This is a genomic window from Parashewanella tropica (assembly GCF_004358445.1).
Classification (GTDB): domain Bacteria; phylum Pseudomonadota; class Gammaproteobacteria; order Enterobacterales; family Shewanellaceae; genus Parashewanella; species Parashewanella tropica.
Map to the genome: position 1 here is coordinate 2119350 of NZ_CP037951.1, position 20125 is coordinate 2139474.

Genomic DNA, 20125 nt, shown 5'->3' on the forward strand with positions numbered 1-20125 from the left:
ACGCTGTAGTTGCCCCACTTTAGTGGACACTTCCTTATCATTATAAGGAAGTGGTTATGCCTAGATATACACGACCAAAAAAGACTTGGTTTTACCCTATCGATTTCAAAGTGAAAGCTGTCGAGTTAAGCTTGAGAGACGATGTCATGTCTAAGGATATTGCCCTAGCGTTAGACATTCACCCGCTTATGCTTTCCCGGTGGCGTAAAGAGTACCGCGAGGGCAAGTTCGATAATGTCCAGCGCTATCAAAGCGATAGTGAGCTTATGAGAAAAGTCCCTAACAAAAAAGAACTCAATAAAATCAAACAGCTTCAAAAACAAGTTGACCGCTTGCAAAAGGAGAATGATTTACTAAAAAAGTGGCAACGGTATCTGGCGGAAGTTCATCAGAACGATTTAAATTCATCAAAGACAACGGAAAAAACTTAGGCATTAAGTACCTGTGTAATTGGCTTCATGTATCACGTAGTGGCTATTACGCTTGGCTTAAACGTCCTTTACCTCAGCACCACTTAGATGACATGCAATTGCTATCTAAAATCCAAATGACGTTTGAAAAGAGCCATCAAATCTATGGAAGCCCAAGAGTTTACGCCGCATTAAAAAGAGCGGGCATCAATACCAGTAGGAAACGGGTCGCTCGTTTGATGAAAAAAAATGGGTTAAAAGCCAGAGGAATTAAAACGTATGCTAAGCCCGCTAAAACTAAACTGTTCTATAAAGCCGTTGAGAATAAAAGAAAAGATAGAGCTAATCCGACAACAATAAACCAACTATGGTCTGGAGATATTACTTATCTCAAAGTGGGTCAGCACTGGCATTATTTAGCGGTTGTCTTAGATGTCTTTTCTCGGCGTATCATAGGCTGGGCTTTTGGGAAAAATAAAACTACTGAGCTGACACTTAAAGCATTAAAGACTGCACTTAAAAACAGGAAGACTGATAAAACCATTTTGTTTCATACCGATAGAGGGGCTGAGTATCGAGCCAAAGTGGTTCAAGCATTTCTGAAAAAACACCAGATTGAGCCGAGTATGAATCGACCTGGTCACTGTACAGACAATGCGGAAGTTGAGTCATTTTTTCATTCTATGAAAGGTGACATCATTAGAGGGAATAAGTTTAGAACCTTCAATGAGTTACTGAAGCCTTTAAAGAGTTACTTAAACTATTTCTATAATAGACAACGCTTACATTCAAGCTTAGGATATAGAACGCCTGTCGAATTTGAACAGGCAGTAATTTAAAGTGGAATGTGTCCACTTTTTCGGGGCAAGATCACAAATACTGTTTGACTTTTGTCACTGCGTTCCAAAATTTTAGCCAAACACTATTTGCCCGTTAACTGGGCGTTAGCAGTACTATGAATATTGAAACTCTCTGCAATAATATTTACGAAGATTTAGATGGTTATATAAGTGCTATTGAAAGCACTTATATGGGTATTAGCTTTATATATGAAACAGATCATTGGGAAGAACATGATAAACGGGTTCGTTTACGAATAGAATGTGAAGATGTTGCTGAATCTACATTAAATATTGAAGCAGGTGGTTCGTTTCAGTTAGTTACTGAACACCCTATATTAGACGAGTATACTGGAGAATCGGGCACTCTTTTCTTTTCAAGTAAACCTAATAACCCATATGAAGTTATAGGCTCATTGTATACAGCCCATGAATCTTACTTTAAAGGTTGGCGCAATCTGTCAAAATACTTAAATACGAATATCCCAATTACCGATTTACTAAATTCTGGTAATGGTTCTTTGGCTTCAGCTCCAATACCTATTTTAGAGTTATACAAAAATGCACTGTCAGAGCTTTTAAATGTAAACATTATAAAATCTCATAATAACGAAAGTGGCTTTAAAATGTTAATAGTAGAAAACACATATGTTGTATGTAAAAGGTTCAATGTAAGGTACTGCTAACAAGCAATTCAACAGGGACAAATACTGTTTGGCTTTTGTCACTACGTTCCAAAATTATAGCCAAACACCATTTGCCCGTTAATTGGGCGTTATGCGTTTGCCACGAAATCAATTATTTGTTGGTTTTGGTGTTTACGGCAAAATTATCGGTTACTGGTTTAAATTCAGGCAACGTGTTTTCGCCTTTAAGCTTGTAGTTGCGCTAATTGGCGTCAACCATTTGCGTAAGATCTAACTTTCATCTTGCGCCATTAGCTTGTCGGCTAGTAAAGTAAGGCTCAAATTTTTAGCGCTGCGGTAGCGTGGCAAAAACAAATTCAAGCAGTTTGTTTTGTTTAAAAAAATAAAAGTCGGGCGGTGGTGCTGTTAATAAGTATTCCTGTTCGCCTAACAAGCGCATCAACTGGACAAATACTGGTTGGCTCCTACGCTGCTCTCCGGATTATAGCCAACCAGTATTTGCCTGTTATGCGGGCGTTAAGTGCCTGAGTCTAATCAGGGTTGAGTGTAAAATTTAAGGAAAAAGAATGGCTGATGAAATAGTCAACGAAGACGCTGTAGAAGAAAAAGTGTATGATTTTTCTAATTTCGGAGATTTTGTAGCGGCATTTAAAGATGAAATATCTGAAGATAAACTAAAACAATTATTCTCTGAGCATTTAAAAAAGTTAGTAAAAGAATCGGGTGTTACTGGATATGAAGTTATTTTTTTATACGATGAAAATTCAATAAGCTCATTTCACTCAAACCGTATTTATCATGCAGTAAAAGACCTAAACAAAAAGAAAAATATTCTGATGATTGTTCAGTCTGGTGGTGGACAAATTGAACCAGCCTATCTAATTAGTAAAACGTGCAAACGATTATCTAAATCAAAGTTCAATGTTGCTATTCCTCGTCGTGCCAAATCTGCAGCAACGCTAATATCTCTTGGGGCAGCAGAAATTCATATGGGCTTACTAAGTGAGCTAGGACCAATTGATCCGCAATTTGGGGGTTTCCCTGCATTAGGGCTATCAAATGCAATGGAAAAAATAGCCGAAATGTCTGAACAATATCCAAATGCATCAGATATGTTTGCTAAATATTTAACCGATAATTTAAACATTAGGCATCTAGGTCTTTTTGAGCGTGTAAATGAATCAGCCTCTCAGTATGCGGAACGTTTATTATCTGGCAAAGATTTACCTGATACACAAACACCTGAAACTTTAGCAGATCACTTTACTAACCATTATAAAGATCATGGATTTGTTATTGATGCTGACGAAGCCGCTTCATTATTAGGCAAAAAAGTTGTAAAAGAAGGCACTAAAGAGTATGAGCTTAGCAACTCTATATATGACTTTTTTGAGTTCGCTCAGTATTTATTTAGTATATTTAAACACAAAAATATGCGCTACGTCGGTAGTATCGAGTCTGGGCTAGACCTAACTGATAAAGATGATAAATAAGCACTTAACAAGCGCTTCAACAAGGACAAATACTGGTCGGCTCCTACGCTGCGCTTCGGATTTTAGCCAACCACTATTTGCCTGTTAAGCGGGCGTTATATGCAATTATGAATCGACTGACGACTATTTTACTATTCAGCGTTTGGATTGTTGTATTAACTATTTCTGGCTCATGGCTCTTTGAGGTACCTGTGGCCTTTAGTTTTGCTTGTGTGTCTACTTTAGTTGTCATAGGTCATGTTGTAACATTTGACGAAGAACTGAAAGGTGGTTGGAGTAATCCAGAAGGAAATCCAAAAATAGTAAAATGGTCAACAATTGAGTTGATTTGCAAAATTCTTTTTTCAATTATCATTTGGTGGCTTGTGTTAACTTATCCTTACCTATCAAGGTTCAGCATATAACAAGGCATTCAACAGGACGCAAAATCGTTGGCTTTTGCTCCTGCGTCGCAAATTATAGCCAACAATTTTACGCCCGTTAATGCGGCGTTATGCGTGGCTGCCACTCATTCAGGTTTGGGTTATTTGGAAATTTAAGCATTTCAGTTTAATTCAGCGTTTACAAAACACATTTGTGTTTTCGCCTTAATGACATCGTTACGCTAATAGGCGACAACCTATAAAGTAAGATCTTACTAACATTTGCGCCATTAGCTTGTTTGCTTACAAAAAATGGCTCAAATAGTCACTGCCATTTGGTCGTGGCAGTAAAAATATTCAAGGGTATTGCGTGCCCTAAGCTATTGGGTTTAAAGTAACTTCGCATAACAAGGCATTCAACAGGACGCAAAATCGTTGGCTTTTGCTCCTGCGTCGCAAAGTATAAGCCAACGTTTTGCGCCTGTTAATGCGGCGTTATGCAACTATGAGCAAATGACAAACGAACAGTATTATCAAGCATTTGAAATCATCTTTATTTGTATATGCTTAATGGCTTATATCTATTGTGCGTTTAGGTTTTGGGTGATATTAGGTAAGCTTAAGGTGTCACTTTTAGATGTAATTACTAATTCACAATGGCATGTACTTTCAAGCATGTTCAGCTCAAGTGGTAATCCAAAGTATTACCTTAAATTATGGTTTTACTTAATTACCATGTGTACATTTATGTTTCTGCCTTTCATCTAAGGCGTTGCATAACAAGCAGTTCAACAGGACAAATACTGTTTGGCTTTTGTCACTGCGTTCCAAAATTTTAGCCAAACACCATTTGCCCGTTAACTGGGCGTTATGTGCTTATGAGTAAAATAATCGTAATCATTTTATTATTGGTAATTGCATTTGATGTTTCAGCTGAAGTATCAGATAAAATGCCAACTATCACTGAACTTTGGCTACATGGCGTCATTTTTGGTATTCCAACTTACCTGTTAATAGCTTGGCGTAAAAAGTTTTTGATATTAGGCATTTTATTAACATGTTTTTTCGCTACATCCTCGTACGAAACTCTTAACGATCCACACGTTGGTGTCGCCGTAATAAATGAGCAAGGAACACCGTATATCTTTGCTTCTTATAGTGCATCAGTAATCATTGCCTTATGTTCTGTATTAGGTTTAATCAAAAATAGGTTTGAATCTAAGTCCTGCACATAACAAGCAGTTCAACAGGGACGCTGTAGTTGCCCCACTTTAGTGGACACTTCCTTATCATTATAAGGAAGTGGTTATGCCTAGATATACACGACCAAAAAAGACTTGGTTTTACCCTATCGATTTCAAAGTGAAAGCTGTCGAGTTAAGCTTGAGAGACGATGTCATGTCTAAGGATATTGCCCTAGCGTTAGACATTCACCCGCTTATGCTTTCCCGGTGGCGTAAAGAGTACCGCGAGGGCAAGTTCGATAATGTCCAGCGCTATCAAAGCGATAGTGAGCTTATGAGAAAAGTCCCTAACAAAAAAGAACTCAATAAAATCAAACAGCTTCAAAAACAAGTTGACCGCTTGCAAAAGGAGAATGATTTACTAAAAAAGTGGCAACGGTATCTGGCGGAAGTTCATCAGAACGATTTAAATTCATCAAAGACAACGGAAAAAACTTAGGCATTAAGTACCTGTGTAATTGGCTTCATGTATCACGTAGTGGCTATTACGCTTGGCTTAAACGTCCTTTACCTCAGCACCACTTAGATGACATGCAATTGCTATCTAAAATCCAAATGACGTTTGAAAAGAGCCATCAAATCTATGGAAGCCCAAGAGTTTACGCCGCATTAAAAAGAGCGGGCATCAATACCAGTAGGAAACGGGTCGCTCGTTTGATGAAAAAAAATGGGTTAAAAGCCAGAGGAATTAAAACGTATGCTAAGCCCGCTAAAACTAAACTGTTCTATAAAGCCGTTGAGAATAAAAGAAAAGATAGAGCTAATCCGACAACAATAAACCAACTATGGTCTGGAGATATTACTTATCTCAAAGTGGGTCAGCACTGGCATTATTTAGCGGTTGTCTTAGATGTCTTTTCTCGGCGTATCATAGGCTGGGCTTTTGGGAAAAATAAAACTACTGAGCTGACACTTAAAGCATTAAAGACTGCACTTAAAAACAGGAAGACTGATAAAACCATTTTGTTTCATACCGATAGAGGGGCTGAGTATCGAGCCAAAGTGGTTCAAGCATTTCTGAAAAAACACCAGATTGAGCCGAGTATGAATCGACCTGGTCACTGTACAGACAATGCGGAAGTTGAGTCATTTTTTCATTCTATGAAAGGTGACATCATTAGAGGGAATAAGTTTAGAACCTTCAATGAGTTACTGAAGCCTTTAAAGAGTTACTTAAACTATTTCTATAATAGACAACGCTTACATTCAAGCTTAGGATATAGAACGCCTGTCGAATTTGAACAGGCAGTAATTTAAAGTGGAATGTGTCCACTTTTTCGGGGCAAGATCACAAATACTGTTTGGCTTTTGTCACTACGTTCCAAAATTTTAGCCAAACACCATTTGCCCGTTAACTGGGCGTTAGCTGCACAAACCAACATCGAGTTTGACATCCACATTATGAAAGCAATTAACATGTTTTGTCCAAGATCAGGAAAGCCAGTACAAGAGGATTCTTTGACTGAATATAAAGGGCATATTGTTGGATTCTGCAACCCCGGATGCAGGGATGACTTTCGCGAGAACGTAAGTTCTAGACCCAACGATACAAAATATTTCGATGTAGTTTTGAAAGAGAAAATAAACCGATAAGAACATAAAGATATGTATGAGAAAACCAAGGCTGACCTGAGAGCTATTATCGCTTTGCTAGATTCTGAAAATTCAGCATGGTCAATTCATTTTAAAAGGGCGCTATCTGCACTTGAGGCCGGTGAATATTATCATTCCGGAAGAATTATTCTCTCGGGTAGCGGCGGTATGGGGAGTTTAAATGATTTAGTCTTGGGGCAATCTGTAGATCAGAATGGAAAATTCTCTTGGAAACCAAATCATAAAGAACTGAACAGTAAATACCAAGAGCTTTTAGACTCACTTTATGGCTTTGCACGGAACATTCAACGTGCAGCTAACAAGTAAATCCAGGTGACGCCTACGGCGCACCTGATTTAGGCGTTATGTGCTCCTACACAAATACACAATGAAACGTTTTCTAAAGTTCTTTTTCCTAGGATCACCATTTGTGGTGATTTACTTTTTAGCAGTCCTATACATGCTTGTATTCTTTATGGATGCAGAAGCTGATGACATTATGCAGCCTGTTTATGCCTTTCTTACAGCAGTCATGTCCGTAGTGATAGTTTCATGGGCAGGAGGTTTTTGGGGAAATCTAAAGTTTTATGTTCTTTTCATCATGCTTCCGGTAGTGATTCTTTTTGACTTCCTCATTTCAAGTGCGATTGGCTTGCCTCCAATGTCAATTACAGTTGTAGCTGTAATAATTTATTCAATAATCACAGCAACCAGTCAGGCACGCACATAACAAGTGGTTCCAGGTGACGCCTACGGCGCACCTGAACCAGGCGTTATATGTAAGTATTATGAATCAACATTTATCAGAATCTGAAGTGCATGTATTGATAGACTCTCTTGGAGATGAAATCCACTTTGAGCAAGTTCGCCCTCACAATAAAGGGGAAATCAGAAGGCAAAAATCGCTTTCAAAAAGTAAGTTTAAAGAAATGATCTCTGAAGCTATCGAATACGGTCATCAGCCAGGCGGCGACTTGGAGTTAAGGATTCCTGCAATAAACAAAATGCTTGTAGGACATCATGATGGCATCTATTGGCTGGAGTAACATATAACAAGGCATTCAACAGGACGCAAAATCGTTGGCTTTGCTCCTACGTCGCAAATTATAGCCAACAATTTTCCGCCCGTTAATGCGGCGTTAAGTCCAAAAAGAGAGATATGAGTAGCAATCTAGAAAAAGGACTAATAGAAGTAGGATACTTCTTGTCACGGATGGGCATTGATAACCCACCAGAATTGTTAAATGTTGCTTCATGGAAAGAAGCATACGCGAAGTTTTATGGCACATTTGGATTTGGAAAAACCGAAGAAGAATTCAAGAATAGCCTTAAAAATTTGAGAGATCATTTTGATAGCCATCTTGATAATATTCGGATTGGCTGGAAAGCTGATGATGGCAAACCGCAGCAGCTTTCTAGTACCAATCAACATGTATTTGATGAGCTGCAAAAATTAGATAATGGTGCACTTTGGAAAAAGATTAAACCTTATGTCGTTACTTCCTACGATGCAAAAATCTCAAAGAGAAAAGTCAAGGAAGTCACTGCCAGTAAGGCTAAATTTTTCTCTTCTGAGTTCAAGGGAAAGAAAACACTAAAGGCTAGAAAAGTTACAGTAGCTACTGTGAACCATGGTCTTGTTGTTGACAGCCTTAAACAGTACGTTGAGGAAACAACGGACTATTGCTATACATATAATACACAAAAAGTTGACCTAGCCTTAGAGCAGTCTGGCGAGCTTCAGAGAATATACGAAGTAAAAACAGCTACTGATACGCAATCTATTTATACAGCTGTTGGTCAACTTTACATGCACTCGGCTGGAGCTCCAGATATTGAAAAATGGATGGTATTACCAGGTCCAGAAGATAATGATCAGTTGCTTCAGTGTTTGAGCACACTCAATATCTCTGTTCTCTGGTATGAAATAGCTGGAGAATCGTGCAATTTTGAACTTAACAAGTAAATCCAGGTGACGCCTACGGCGCACCTGATTTAGGCGTTATACCACTTCAGGGAGTTCTGAGTAATGATTACTCTCCCAGAAAAATATCAAAGTGCACATGATTTATGCTTCATACTTCATGACATAATGACTCAAATAATTGTGTCTGGAGAAAAAGCAGATGCTTTTACGACGCATGTAAAGCTCAGTGAGGAAGAGATAGAATCAATTTCTGATGAAGAGCATATACTTGATTGGCTAAAGAGAAACGATAAGGTAGAAGATAAAAATCAAATTATATCTTCTACAGTTCTTCCTGCTATTTTATCTGACATGATGCATTGTATTTATGAGGCGCTATCATCTGCATCAAAGGGAAAAATGTCAGTTGCGTACATGCTTATTAGAAAACCTATTCAAGAAAGTTTGTTTGTACTTGAAGAGATGTATCTTGATAGAGATGCTTTTGTAGGTAATCTTGAGAGCAATCAATCCCGCCTTCAGCCTAAAATCACTGGAGGTATTGATGGGCACAAAAAAAGAATTTCTCAAGTTCTAGAATCTCTTAAGTTTAATGGAGTTCTCGACTCAAACTATATTGCCCAATTGCGGTATGACAAAAGCTCAAATGATAGTTTTGATGGGATATGTAATAAGGCCATGCATCTATTTACTGGTCATCACTCAATAAAGACAGAAGATTCAAATATAAATTTCATATTTTCTGGTGTTAAAGGGTTACCTTCTCAGTGGAAATATTTTTATAGCCGCTTGCCATATTTACTATTCTATATCTATTTAATTGTCGAAAATGTATTAGAAAGGATAGCTCCGACATCAGAACAATATATCCTTGATATGATGCGCCGCATATCAGCGCAATTCATACTAGCAAGTCATGATATTGAAGAACGGTATGCTACTGATGAAAACGGAGAACTCGTATTCTCATTATCAGCCTGGCTACTGGAGCATTGCACCGAGAATGGATACCCAGATCCAGAACACAGTGATTTAATACAAATGGCTAAAACAGGGTGCTTTCCAAAAGAAGCACAAGAATCTATTGATAAAAGAATAGCATCGTATAGTGCGGTGCAAGACGTGGTATAACAAGTGGTTCCAGGTGACGCCTACGGCGCACCTGAACCAAGCGTTATACGCAACCAGAAACACGCAAGGATAACCATGATTCACCTTCAAAAATTCTTTCTTCTCTCTACTGTCGTGTGTTTATTAAATGGTTGTGCTGGTGTTGCTGTGGGAACTTACGGAAAGCATGAATTAGCTCAAAATAATTTTTGTCTCGCTAAAGGAAAAAATAACACCAACTGCTATGATGATCCGCCGGAAGGTTACACTCCAGACGAGGTAACTTCGTTGTGGGGTGTTCCAGATAAAACAGAAAAAGCTAACAATTGCACAGTATATTACTATGATAATGGTTTAGCTTGGAGTGGCGGAGGTGCTTTTGTTGGTGTTGTTCCCGTCCCTCTCCTAGCTCCAACTGGTAGATATTACAATAGAATTTATTTTAACTCTGGTCGTAGTGTTGGGTTAATCAAAGAGTATGGTGAAGTAAAGCACGCAGCAGGTGTAATGTGTGGCAGTAATAAATGCAAAGCCCTAGCTAATCCTGTAAATAACAACAAAACAGAACCACAAAATAAAATTAAAAAATGGTGTAGTTAACATGCGTATAACAAGCAGTTCAACAGGACAAATACTGTTTGGCTTTTGTCACTGCGTTCCAATTATAGCCAAACACCATTTGCCCGTTAACTGGGCGTTAGCATTACAATAAGGAAGTTTCGTGAAGTTTGCTTATATTTTCATTTTTTCAATCGTTTTTTTAATCGGCTGTAAAAGTAATAATTTGGATCGCAATGCAAGTAAAGTTCCTAGGGTAAGGACTGAAATGCCGTACCCACCTGAAGCAGAAGAAAATAGGATTGAAGGGTGGATTCGGCTTTCTTACGATATAGGTCCAAACGGAAAAACAATAAATATAAATGTAATTGAATCATTTCCTCAAGGTGTCTTTGATAATTCGGCAAAAGAAGCTTTTTCTAATTGGTACTGGATTCCAAAAGTAGTCAATAACAAAGCAGTAATTTCAACAGGACATACAATTAAATTTAGTTACACCCTCAAAAAGTAATGCTAACAAGGCATTCAACAGGACGCAAAATCGTTTGGCTTTGCTCCTGCGTCGCAAATTTTAGCCAAACGTTTTGCGCCCGTTAATGCGGCGTTATACGCACAGCGGAGGAAATCGTGCAAAAATTTATCTTCTTATGTATATTAACTGCTCTTTCATTTTTTAGTTTCGCTCAAGAGCCTTTTTCAAGAGAGCAATTATTAGATAAGGCAAAAGATTTTATTGCTGCTAAAAATGCCCGCCAACAACCAAACTCGTCAACTAAGGATATTGATCATTTCATATCTTTGCTCGCAAACGAGTTTGTTGACGAGCATATAAAGCACAATTTCACATATACAAACAAATCCAGCCTTAGAAAAGATATGGTTGCAAAGTTAAAGGATGAGATTGCTTTCAGTAATATCAAAATTAATACAATTATGGTTGGCGCTAATGTTGTATTTATTAACTATACCGAATCAGCAAAAGTTAAGCCTTTTCATTTAGATAAATTCATTAACTACAGCAGTACCAATATCGTTTCATTGGAGTTTGATAAATCAGGGCTAATAAAACGTATACGCAGGCATGCTGGGTAATGTGCGTATAACAAGGCATTCAACAGGACGCAAAATCGTTGGCTTTGCGCCTGCGTCGCAAATTATAGCCAACAATTTTCCGCCCGTTAATGCGGCGTTATGCGCCAATCCTATCATCTAACCAACTTCATTTTTTCAAGGAATATTTGAATAAGTTAAGAGTATGAAAGCCGAATATATTTCACCAAGCGTAGGAGCAAAAGCATTCAATTGCCCTAATTGCCATGTTTATGCGAAACAAGATTGGTACTATCTTAATGCAGCCAAGAATAAAGATGGTTTTGGCCTCCAATACAGCAATGACAATTTTTTGGTTTCAAATTGTGAAAGCTGTGATTTTCCGACTATATGGCTAGGAGAAAAAATAATTTTTCCAATCCATTCTATTGCAGAGCCACCAAATAAAGATTTACCTGAAGAAATAAAAAGTGATTATGAAGAAGCAAGAACCATTGCAACTTTATCACCTCGTGGTGCCGCAGCCTTATTAAGGCTTGCAATACAAAAACTATGTGCTTTTCTCGGTGAACCGGGTCGTAATATAAATACCGATATAAAATCACTGGTAGAGAAAGGCTTACCTCCTAAAGTGCAAGAAGCACTTGATAGTGTGAGAGTTATTGGCAATGATGCAGTTCATCCGGGTAGTATTGATTTAAAAGATGATAGAGCAACAGTTAATAAGCTATTCAAACTCGTTAATTTTATCGCCAATAAAATGATTACTGAACCTAAAGAAATAGATGATCTTTATGGGACATTACCTGAAGACAAGATAAAAGGTATAAACCAAAGAGATAAACGTACAGAAAGCGCATAACAAGTGGTTCCAGGTGACGCCTACGGCGCACCTGAACCAAGCGTTATATTTTTAAAGGAGTATCCGCATACAATGAAGTATTTAGGCTTTCTAGCTTTAGCTCTACTTGCTGGTTGCAAATCTACAACTACCATTTGCGACACCAATCCTAATGCTAATGTTTGTAATTCAGCATCATATTCTTCAAATACTATCGAAGCGTTAGAGAAATTTGAAAGCTTCAAATCCAAAAAGTCATTTGCATTAGCTAAATCTTCAAATGGTCACGAAGCCTTTGGTTACTCTTTCGGGTTTAAATCAAAAAAAGAAGCGGATCGCCGAGCTTTATCTGAGTGTAAAATACGTGCAAACAGCTTCAAAATTAATGCAACTTGTGAACTTATCAGGTAACAAATATAACAAGGCATTCAATCGGAAAAATACTTGTTGGCTTTTTTCCACTTCGCTCCAAAAATTATAGCCAACAACCATTTTCCGCTTAATGCGGCGTTATGTGGTTTAGGAAATCATAAATGAAAAGTGATCCTGCAAAAGTTAACATTACCAATGTTTGGAGTATGTTTTTACTCTGTAATGGTTGCATGTCTATTTCTAGGTTTGGCTCAATCAACATTATCTCCTAACTCTGTATTAGGTACGTTAACAGCAACAAACTTTGGTATTTTTGCTTGGTCTATTTTAGTCGTCGGCGTTGCTGGTACACTTGAATTTATTTTAAAAAAGTATGGTATTAAAACTCTGTATCATTCAGCGTAACCACATAACAAGGCATTCAACAGGACGCAAAATCGTTGGCTTTGCGCCTGCGCCGCAAATTATAGCCAACAATTTTCCGCCCGTTAATGCGGCGTTATACGTTTGCTGCCACTTTAGTAAATTTGGTTGTTGGTATAAATCAGTATCAGTTTTAGCTCAAAGTTAATTGGCAGTTTTTAAAGTTCAGCGTTGATCGTGTTTTCGCCTTTGCGTTTATCGTGTCGCTAATAGGCGTCAACTAGCAAAGTAAAAGCTCAAACATTTGTTGCGCCATTAGTTCGAAAAACATTGTTTGTTGGCTCAAAAATCCGAAGTTCAATTTGTCGTGGCAGTTTACTTCGTTCAAGTTTGCTGTAAGCTACAAACATCAATTAAATCAACAAAGTTCGTATAACAAGCAAATCAACAGGACAAAAAATTGCAGGCTTTTTCCGCTGCGCTCCAAATTTTAGCCTGCAATCTTTTGCCTGTTATTCGAGCGTTATGCGTTGTAAAAACTTCAATGTTTTTTATGTTATACCATTCAAGGCTCAACTGCGGTAGCAATGGAAATTCAGCTTATATAATGCTGCTGTAGATCAACCACGAAATTGCAATTATCAATGTTATTTTTGGTCGTTTTAAAAGTTACCGAAAATGGCAAAATTATTGGCAGTTTCGTAAAAACAAATTTGGGCACACTCCAAAACGTTTGTAATATCAAAACGTAACTGGTGCGCCTAACAAGGCATTTAAGACGGACAAATACTTGTTGGCTTTTTCCGCTTCGCTACAAAATTATAGCCAACAACCATTTGCCGCTTAATGCGGCGTTATACGCAAGGAGTTGTATTAGATGTTCATTGCTTTTTTAAAAAAGGCTTCATTACTTTCATTTTTAATTTTGTCTGTTGGCTGCACAAGCTTGCAAGTTGAAAAGTCTATTGATGCACTTGGCGATGGTGTAAGTGATAGCGTTGAATCAAGAAATGAAAATAAACCATCTCATGAACAGAATTACAATCCACATAGTGATGATTTAATTAGCGGTGTTGCAAATATGGTTTTTCAAGGAATTATCAGCTTATTTAGTTCTGAGAAAAATTAAAGGTTGCGTATAACAAGGCATTCAACAGGACGCAAAATCGTTGGCTTTGCTCCTGCGTCGCAAATTATAGCCAACAATTTTCCGCCCGTTAATGCGGCGTTATGCGTGGCTGCCACTCATTTCGGGTTTAGTTATTTGGGAAATTTAAGCATTTCAGTTTATGTCAGCGTTAACCAAAGCTCATTTGTGTTTTCGCCTTAATAGCATCGTTACGCTAATAGGCGTCAACTTGTAAAGTAAGATCTTGCTATCAATTGCGCCATTAGCTTGTTTGCTTACAAAAAATGGCTCAAATAGTCACTTTCATTTGGTCATGGCAGTAAAAATATTCAAGGGTATTGCGCACCCTAACCTATTGGGTTTAAAGTAACTTCGCATAACAAGGCATTCAACAGGACGCAAAATCGTTGGCTTTTGCTCCTGCGTCGCAAAGTATAAGCCAACGTTTTGCGCCTGTTAATGCGGCGTTAGTTTTATAGTCAAAGTCGAACTCAAATGATAAAAATAAATAATTTAGAATTATCTTGCTCCGCTTTCATATTGATACATGAAAAACAAGCTGAAATCGAAACAGTTGTGGATAACTGGCCTATCAAAATTTCATTCGAATTTGCAGAGACTCAGCATACGAGCACTTCGATAAGCTGGACAGCTGCCGATGACAACCATGCGCACATCCAACTTGTTAATTGGCAAAAAATGCAAACATCATCAATGGCAAAACCTGCATTATTAGGTACAACGAATACCTCAAACAGGAATATTTATATAACCCTTTGTGGTCAGGCTATCGGAAATGTCTACCGTTTAGATATACAACTGCTATTAGGAGCTGCAAATGCTTAAAAATAGCAATTTAAATAGCGGTCAAGCTGATACTTTTTCAACTGAACAAATTAAAGCTCACGGAAATGTAAAAACTAAAATTGCAATAGTTTGGTTTGTTGGGATTATATGTGGAATATTGTCACTTGGTGGACTTATTGCTACATTCGTTAATCCTACATCTGCAAAGGATATATGGGTAATTGTAGGTCCTATAATATCCGCAGCAGTTACAGGCACAGTATCGTACTTTGCTGGTGAACAACAAAACTAACAAGGCATTCAACAGGACGCAAAATCGTTGGCTTTGCTCCTGCGTCGCAAAATTATAGCCAACAATTTTCCGCCCGTTAATGCGGCGTTATACGTTTATCAGAATACGGAGGTACTGGTGAGAAAAAAATTTGCATTTAATATCAAGGGTCACAATGTAACCATCACTAATTCTTGGTTTAGTGGAGCTAAATTGTATGTTGATGGCAAGCTGAGAGACACTGATAAGACAATGGTTGCTAAAGGTAATAAATCGTTATTATCTGCAAATTTAGGCGATGCTGGTTTTCTACAAATTAAACCGTTATCAAAATTATTATCTGTTGAAATGGATGCCTATCTAGTAAATGGTAACAATTCTCAGCACATTTACAGCTCACACAAACAATTAAGCAATTAATATCAAAAGGTTAATCAGCAAAACGTATAACAAGCAGTTCAACAGGGACAAATACTGTTTGGCTTTTGTCACTGCGTTCCAAATTTTAGCCAAACACTATTTGCCCGTTAACTGGGCGTTATATGACTATGGATACATTAGAGAAATTAGCCCGTAAAAATGCAGAACATGATGCTGAAGTTAAAAAGGAAAAGACTGGCCATATTTTGTTAATGCCAATACTAATTCCTTTTGTATTTGGCTACATTGCAGACTTCTTTTATCCTGAAACATCAGGCATTACATTTTTCTTTGCTTTAAGCATGTTTGCTTACAGCTTTTTTATAGCTGCGATCGGTAGCTTATTACTAATGCCAACGTGGTTAAAGTTCGTAAGTTTTTGTATTTGCCAAATTTGGTTCACATATTTCTGGTTCTTTAACGATCTTTATATGTTATCGTTTGTTCCATTACCTTTTGTGTACTTAATTGCATGGTTTCAAAGGCATAAAATCAAATCTGCAAATGCGCATAAGTAGTCATATAACAAGCAAATCAACAGGACAAATTCTGGTTGGCTTTGTCGCTGCGCTCCAAATTTTAGCCAACCACAATTTGCCCGTTATTTGGGCGTTAAATTGCTAAGGAGCGGCATGAGAAAATTCATATGTATTTTCATATTAGTTTTGTTTAGTCAAACTAGCTTTGCCGAAACAATCGAACATCGTCGTTGCGCGGTAAAACTTGTATTGACCCATATAGCTAAACCAACGAACAAAACTCATATCGGTAAAACTACATATAAATTTAAAGCAAAACCAATAGTTATCCCTAAAAACTCATGGGAAAATCTATGTGAAATTGAGTTAAGCTCTGGCTTAGAAAATCCCGAAATTGTTGTAGCCAAAGCCCGTGAATCTGAATTTAAGGTAGGCAAGCATCTGTATTATATTTTTTTGTTAAACCAAAATGCTCATCATGGCAAACGCAAACAAACAATATTTACATTGGACTCAGGGCATAAGTTGCTCAAAGGTGTAAACTGGAAAGAACATTGGTAATCGCAATTTAACAAGGCATTCAACAGGACGCAAAATCGTTGGCTTTGCTCCTGCGTCGCAAATTGTAGCCAACAATTTTCCGCCCGTTAATGCGGCGTTATGCGTTGTAAAAACTTCAATGGTTTTAATGTTGTACCATGCAAGGTTCAACTGTGGTCACGGAAAGATTACGAAAGCTCTTGCCCTGCAAGGACTTGAGCTAGGTAACTTGTACTCATTGCTGCTTTCTTTTGCTTTCTCTTTAAACCGGCTTTAAAGGTTGTTTCTTTATTGAGTAAATTCAGCGCTACATGACGTATGTTTGAAAACACTTCTGGTGCTTCACCTCGTCGTATACGACAATCATCCTCTCGCATCGCAACATCCAATTTCCAGTGAAGCTTATTTTCTATATGCCAATGCGACCTTACAGCTTCAGCAAACTTCTTCGGCGTTAATTTAGCTGAGCTAATGAAGTATCGAATTGTAGCGTCTGTGGGAACTTCACCTTCGTTATTTCTAAAGGAAATACTGATTCCCAATGTTTGTAGCCCTGGCCATTCAAAGCCTAAATCAACAAACTCTCCAAAAGTTTCACAGGTTATGTGCATTCGAGTTTCTTCACGCCCGTGTGCCTTTTCGTTTGTTGTAAAATATTCACCATTCCATTTCTGAAGTTTATCCATAGAGAAATGTTTGATAAAGGTTTCTTCTAAGCGCTTATGATTACCTTTTACTGCAAGCAAGTAGTCGGCATTTTTATCTAAGATTGTTTGAGCTATTTGCTTCTGACAGCCCATTGCATCAATGGTTACAATGCAACCTCTAATGTCTAATAGTTTTAGTAACTCTGGGATTGCTGTAATTTCGTTAGACTTTTCAGCCGTTTTTATTTGTCCAAGCACGACATTATTCGCTGTAGAAAAAGCACTCACCATATGAATAGGGCCAAGCCGCTTTGCTTTGTTATATGAACGACGAACGGTCTTACCGTCAATGGCGACAACATCGCCTTTAGTCACTTCATGACAAGCTTGCATCCAATCAATAAAACATTGTTGGAACTGCTTTGCACTAATGCTGCTAATCACTCTGGCAATGGTATCGTGAGCGGGAATTCCATTATCAAAATCTCCATAATTCTGAAGCCAGTCAAGTCGTTCATGACCGAAGTCTTCAACTTCTTCCCAACCTTCAGCACCAGCAATAACACCACAAATGGTGAGTAGCAAAATATCTGTTAGCTTGTGATCAATCTTCCAGTCCTGTCGTGGGTCTCTGATTGTAGAAAGTTGTTGAATCAAATCATGGCCGTTCATAAGAAATCTCATACTCTAAAAAGAAGTATAAGATCACAGTGAGATATAAAAGAAAAGCTAAATTTCTAAATCTGCGGAAAACTAGCTGTGACGGGGTGTTTCATGATCTTTCCCTACAACTGTGGTAGCAATAGAAATTGAGCTTAAATAATGCAGCTGTAGATCAACCACGAAACTACCCTATTCAATGTTATTTCTGGTTGCTTTAAAAGTTATCGAAATTGGCAAAATCATTGGCAGTTTCATAAAAACAAATTTGGGCACACTCCAAAACGTATGTAATATCAAAACGTAACTGGTGCGCCTAACAAGCAATTCAACAGGACAAATACTGTTTGGCTTTTGTCGCTGCGCTCCAAATTTTAGCCAAACAATATTTGCCCGTTAATTGGGCGTTATACGCTACCACTCGGAAAGTGTTTGGTTTATTTGTTGTGGCAAGTTTACTGTTCTTATTTTTACAGCATTTAGTAATTCTGTGTTTTCGCCTTTGCGTTCATTTGTTCCGCTAATCGTCGGCAACGTTACAGTAAGATCTTACTGACATTTTGCTCCATTAGCTCTGTTTACTTCGTAGTCAGGCTCAAATAATCACTGGCTTTGTTGTCGTGGTAGAAAAGCATTCAAGAAAAGCTGTAATCTGGTAAGTTGTTGTACTAATTCACGAATCGTATAACAAGCAGTTCAACAGGGACAATGTAGTTGCCCCACTTTAGTGGACACTTCCTTATCATTATAAGGAAGTGGTTATGCCTAGATATACACGACCAAAAAAGACTTGGTTTTACCCTATCGATTTCAAAGTGAAAGCTGTCGAGTTAAGCTTGAGAGACGATGTCATGTCTAAGGATATTGCCCTAGCGTTAGACATTCACCCGCTTATGCTTTCCCGGTGGCGTAAAGAGTACCGCGAGGGCAAGTTCGATAATGTCCAGCGCTATCAAAGCGATAGTGAGCTTATGAGAAAAGTCCCTAACAAAAAAGAACTCAATAAAATCAAACAGCTTCAAAAACAAGTTGACCGCTTGCAAAAGGAGAATGATTTACTAAAAAAGTGGCAACGGTATCTGGCGGAAGTTCATCAGAACGATTTAAATTCATCAAAGACAACGGAAAAAACTTAGGCATTAAGTACCTGTGTAATTGGCTTCATGTATCACGTAGTGGCTATTACGCTTGGCTTAAACGTCCTTTACCTCAGCACCACTTAGATGACATGCAATTGCTATCTAAAATCCAAATGACGTTTGAAAAGAGCCATCAAATCTATGGAAGCCCAAGAGTTTACGCCGCATTAAAAAGAGCGGGCATCAATACCAGTAGGAAACGGGTCGCTCGTTTGATGAAAAAAAATGGGTTAAAAGCCAGAGGAATTAAAACGTATGCTAAGCCCGCTAAAACTAAACTGTTCTATAAAGCCGTTGAGAATAAAAGAAAAGATAGAGCTAATCCGACAACAATAAACCAACTATGGTCTGGAGATATTACTTATCTCAAAGTGGGTCAGCACTGGCATTATTTAGCGGTTGTCTTAGATGTCTTTTCTCGGCGTATCATAGGCTGGGCTTTTGGGAAAAATAAAACTACTGAGCTGACACTTAAAGCATTAAAGACTGCACTTAAAAACAGGAAGACTGATAAAACCATTTTGTTTCATACCGATAGAGGGGCTGAGTATCGAGCCAAAGTGGTTCAAGCATTTCTGAAAAAACACCAGATTGAGCCGAGTATGAATCGACCTGGTCACTGTACAGACAATGCGGAAGTTGAGTCATTTTTTCATTCTATGAAAGGTGACATCATTAGAGGGAATAAGTTTAGAACCTTCAATGAGTTACTGAAGCCTTTAAAGAGTTACTTAAACTATTTCTATAATAGACAACGCTTACATTCAAGCTTAGGATATAGAACGCCTGTCGAATTTGAACAGGCAGTAATTTAAAGTGGAATGTGTCCACTTTTTCGGGGCAAGATCACAAATACTGTTTGGCTTTTGTCACTACGTTCCAAAATTATAGCCAAACACTATTTGCCCGTTAACCAGGCGTTATGCGTGGCTGCCACTCATTCGGGTTTGGGTATTTTGGAAATTTAAGCATTTCAGTTTATATCAGCGTTAACCAAAACTCATTTGTGTTTTCGCCTCAATAGCATCGTTACGCTAATAGGCGTCAACCTATAAAGTAAGATCTTGCTATTAATTGCGCCATTAGCTTGTTTGCTTACAAAACATGGCTCAAATAGTCACTGGCATTTGGTCGTGGCAGTAAAAACATTCAAGGGTATTGCGTGCCCTAACCTATTGGGTTTAAAGTAACTTCGCATAACAAGGCATTCAACAGGACGCAAAA

25 protein-coding genes are annotated in these 20125 nt (G+C 38.0%); 24 read left to right on the forward strand and 1 reads right to left on the reverse strand.

Annotation, left to right across the window (positions count from 1 at the left end):
* Positions 1-56 precede the first annotated feature (56 nt).
* The 23 genes from E2H97_RS09290 (at position 57) to E2H97_RS09405 (ending at position 16476) form a co-directional block, all read left to right on the forward strand.
* A protein-coding gene (locus E2H97_RS09290) for an IS3 family transposase (RefSeq protein WP_133406885.1) occupies positions 57-1249 on the forward strand; the annotation gives its coding sequence in 2 pieces (ribosomal slippage) (positions 57-362 and positions 365-1249; 1191 coding nt in all).
* Positions 1250-1365: 116 nt separating this feature from the next.
* Positions 1366-1935: a hypothetical protein gene (locus tag E2H97_RS09295; protein WP_133406886.1), complete on the forward strand. Its 570-nt coding sequence runs from the start codon at positions 1366-1368 to the stop codon at positions 1933-1935.
* Between the two features lie 527 nt (positions 1936-2462).
* Positions 2463-3389, forward strand: coding sequence for an SDH family Clp fold serine proteinase (locus E2H97_RS09300; protein ID WP_133406887.1), 927 nt, complete (start codon positions 2463-2465; stop codon positions 3387-3389).
* Between the two features lie 107 nt (positions 3390-3496).
* Complete coding sequence (locus E2H97_RS09305) at positions 3497-3793, forward strand: hypothetical protein (RefSeq protein ID WP_133406888.1); 297 nt, start codon at positions 3497-3499, stop codon at positions 3791-3793.
* An 836-nt stretch (positions 3794-4629) separates the two neighbouring features.
* Positions 4630-4986 (forward strand): hypothetical protein, encoded by a 357-nt coding sequence (locus tag E2H97_RS09310; protein WP_133406889.1) that lies wholly within the window; start codon positions 4630-4632, stop codon positions 4984-4986.
* Positions 4987-5059: 73 nt separating this feature from the next.
* Positions 5060-6252, forward strand: a protein-coding gene (locus E2H97_RS09315) for an IS3 family transposase (protein ID WP_133406885.1) whose coding sequence is annotated in 2 segments (ribosomal slippage) — positions 5060-5365 and positions 5368-6252 — 1191 coding nt in all. Because the reading frame shifts where the segments join, the coding sequence is not laid out codon by codon here.
* Positions 6253-6600: 348 nt separating this feature from the next.
* The gene (locus tag E2H97_RS09325; protein ID WP_133406890.1) at positions 6601-6915 is read left to right on the forward strand and encodes a DUF6966 domain-containing protein; all 315 of its coding nucleotides are present in this window, start codon (positions 6601-6603) and stop codon (positions 6913-6915) included.
* A gap of 61 nt (positions 6916-6976) precedes the next feature.
* Entirely contained in the window at positions 6977-7318 is a 342-nt protein-coding gene (locus tag E2H97_RS09330; protein WP_133406891.1) for a hypothetical protein, read from the forward strand.
* Positions 7319-7376: 58 nt separating this feature from the next.
* Positions 7377-7634 (forward strand): hypothetical protein, encoded by a 258-nt coding sequence (locus E2H97_RS09335; protein ID WP_133406892.1) that lies wholly within the window; start codon positions 7377-7379, stop codon positions 7632-7634.
* A gap of 113 nt (positions 7635-7747) precedes the next feature.
* Positions 7748-8554 (forward strand): hypothetical protein, encoded by an 807-nt coding sequence (locus E2H97_RS09340; RefSeq protein ID WP_133406893.1) that lies wholly within the window; start codon positions 7748-7750, stop codon positions 8552-8554.
* Positions 8555-8617: 63 nt separating this feature from the next.
* Entirely contained in the window at positions 8618-9646 is a 1029-nt protein-coding gene (locus E2H97_RS09345) for a hypothetical protein (protein ID WP_133406894.1), read from the forward strand.
* Between the two features lie 75 nt (positions 9647-9721).
* On the forward strand, positions 9722-10225 hold the full coding sequence (locus tag E2H97_RS09350) for a hypothetical protein (RefSeq protein ID WP_133406895.1): 504 nt from the start codon (positions 9722-9724) through the stop codon (positions 10223-10225).
* Positions 10226-10346: 121 nt separating this feature from the next.
* Entirely contained in the window at positions 10347-10694 is a 348-nt protein-coding gene (locus E2H97_RS09355) for an energy transducer TonB (RefSeq protein ID WP_133406896.1), read from the forward strand.
* Positions 10695-10810: 116 nt separating this feature from the next.
* Positions 10811-11275, forward strand: a complete 465-nt coding sequence (locus tag E2H97_RS09360; protein ID WP_133406897.1) for a nuclear transport factor 2 family protein — start codon at positions 10811-10813, stop codon at positions 11273-11275.
* Between the two features lie 163 nt (positions 11276-11438).
* Entirely contained in the window at positions 11439-12095 is a 657-nt protein-coding gene (locus E2H97_RS09365) for a DUF4145 domain-containing protein (RefSeq protein ID WP_133406898.1), read from the forward strand.
* Positions 12096-12167: 72 nt separating this feature from the next.
* Positions 12168-12485, forward strand: coding sequence for a hypothetical protein (locus E2H97_RS09370; RefSeq protein ID WP_133406899.1), 318 nt, complete (start codon positions 12168-12170; stop codon positions 12483-12485).
* A gap of 129 nt (positions 12486-12614) precedes the next feature.
* A complete protein-coding gene (locus tag E2H97_RS09375; protein WP_148669340.1) occupies positions 12615-12851 on the forward strand; it encodes a hypothetical protein in 237 nt (78 codons plus the stop codon).
* A gap of 835 nt (positions 12852-13686) precedes the next feature.
* Positions 13687-13938: a hypothetical protein gene (locus E2H97_RS09380; RefSeq protein WP_133406901.1), complete on the forward strand. Its 252-nt coding sequence runs from the start codon at positions 13687-13689 to the stop codon at positions 13936-13938.
* 495 nt (positions 13939-14433) lie between these two features.
* The gene (locus E2H97_RS09385; protein WP_133406902.1) at positions 14434-14784 is read left to right on the forward strand and encodes a DUF6864 domain-containing function; all 351 of its coding nucleotides are present in this window, start codon (positions 14434-14436) and stop codon (positions 14782-14784) included.
* The gene (locus tag E2H97_RS09390) at positions 14777-15037 is read left to right on the forward strand and encodes a hypothetical protein (RefSeq protein WP_133406903.1); all 261 of its coding nucleotides are present in this window, start codon (positions 14777-14779) and stop codon (positions 15035-15037) included. Before E2H97_RS09385 ends, E2H97_RS09390 begins: the two co-directional genes overlap by 8 nt.
* 117 nt (positions 15038-15154) lie before the next feature.
* The gene (locus E2H97_RS09395; protein WP_133406904.1) at positions 15155-15436 is read left to right on the forward strand and encodes a hypothetical protein; all 282 of its coding nucleotides are present in this window, start codon (positions 15155-15157) and stop codon (positions 15434-15436) included.
* A 128-nt stretch (positions 15437-15564) separates the two neighbouring features.
* Positions 15565-15954: a hypothetical protein gene (locus E2H97_RS09400; RefSeq protein ID WP_133406905.1), complete on the forward strand. Its 390-nt coding sequence runs from the start codon at positions 15565-15567 to the stop codon at positions 15952-15954.
* A 114-nt stretch (positions 15955-16068) separates the two neighbouring features.
* Positions 16069-16476 (forward strand): hypothetical protein, encoded by a 408-nt coding sequence (locus E2H97_RS09405; protein WP_133406906.1) that lies wholly within the window; start codon positions 16069-16071, stop codon positions 16474-16476.
* Between the two features lie 167 nt (positions 16477-16643).
* On the opposite strand, the gene E2H97_RS09410 is transcribed toward E2H97_RS09405, so the two are convergent.
* Positions 16644-17774 (reverse strand): ISAs1 family transposase, encoded by a 1131-nt coding sequence (locus E2H97_RS09410; protein ID WP_133408585.1) that lies wholly within the window; start codon positions 17772-17774, stop codon positions 16644-16646.
* Positions 17775-18523: 749 nt separating this feature from the next.
* Between E2H97_RS09410 and E2H97_RS09415 the strand changes: the two genes are divergently transcribed.
* A protein-coding gene (locus tag E2H97_RS09415; RefSeq protein ID WP_133406885.1) for an IS3 family transposase occupies positions 18524-19716 on the forward strand; the annotation gives its coding sequence in 2 pieces (ribosomal slippage) (positions 18524-18829 and positions 18832-19716; 1191 coding nt in all).
* Positions 19717-20125: the final 409 nt, after the last annotated feature.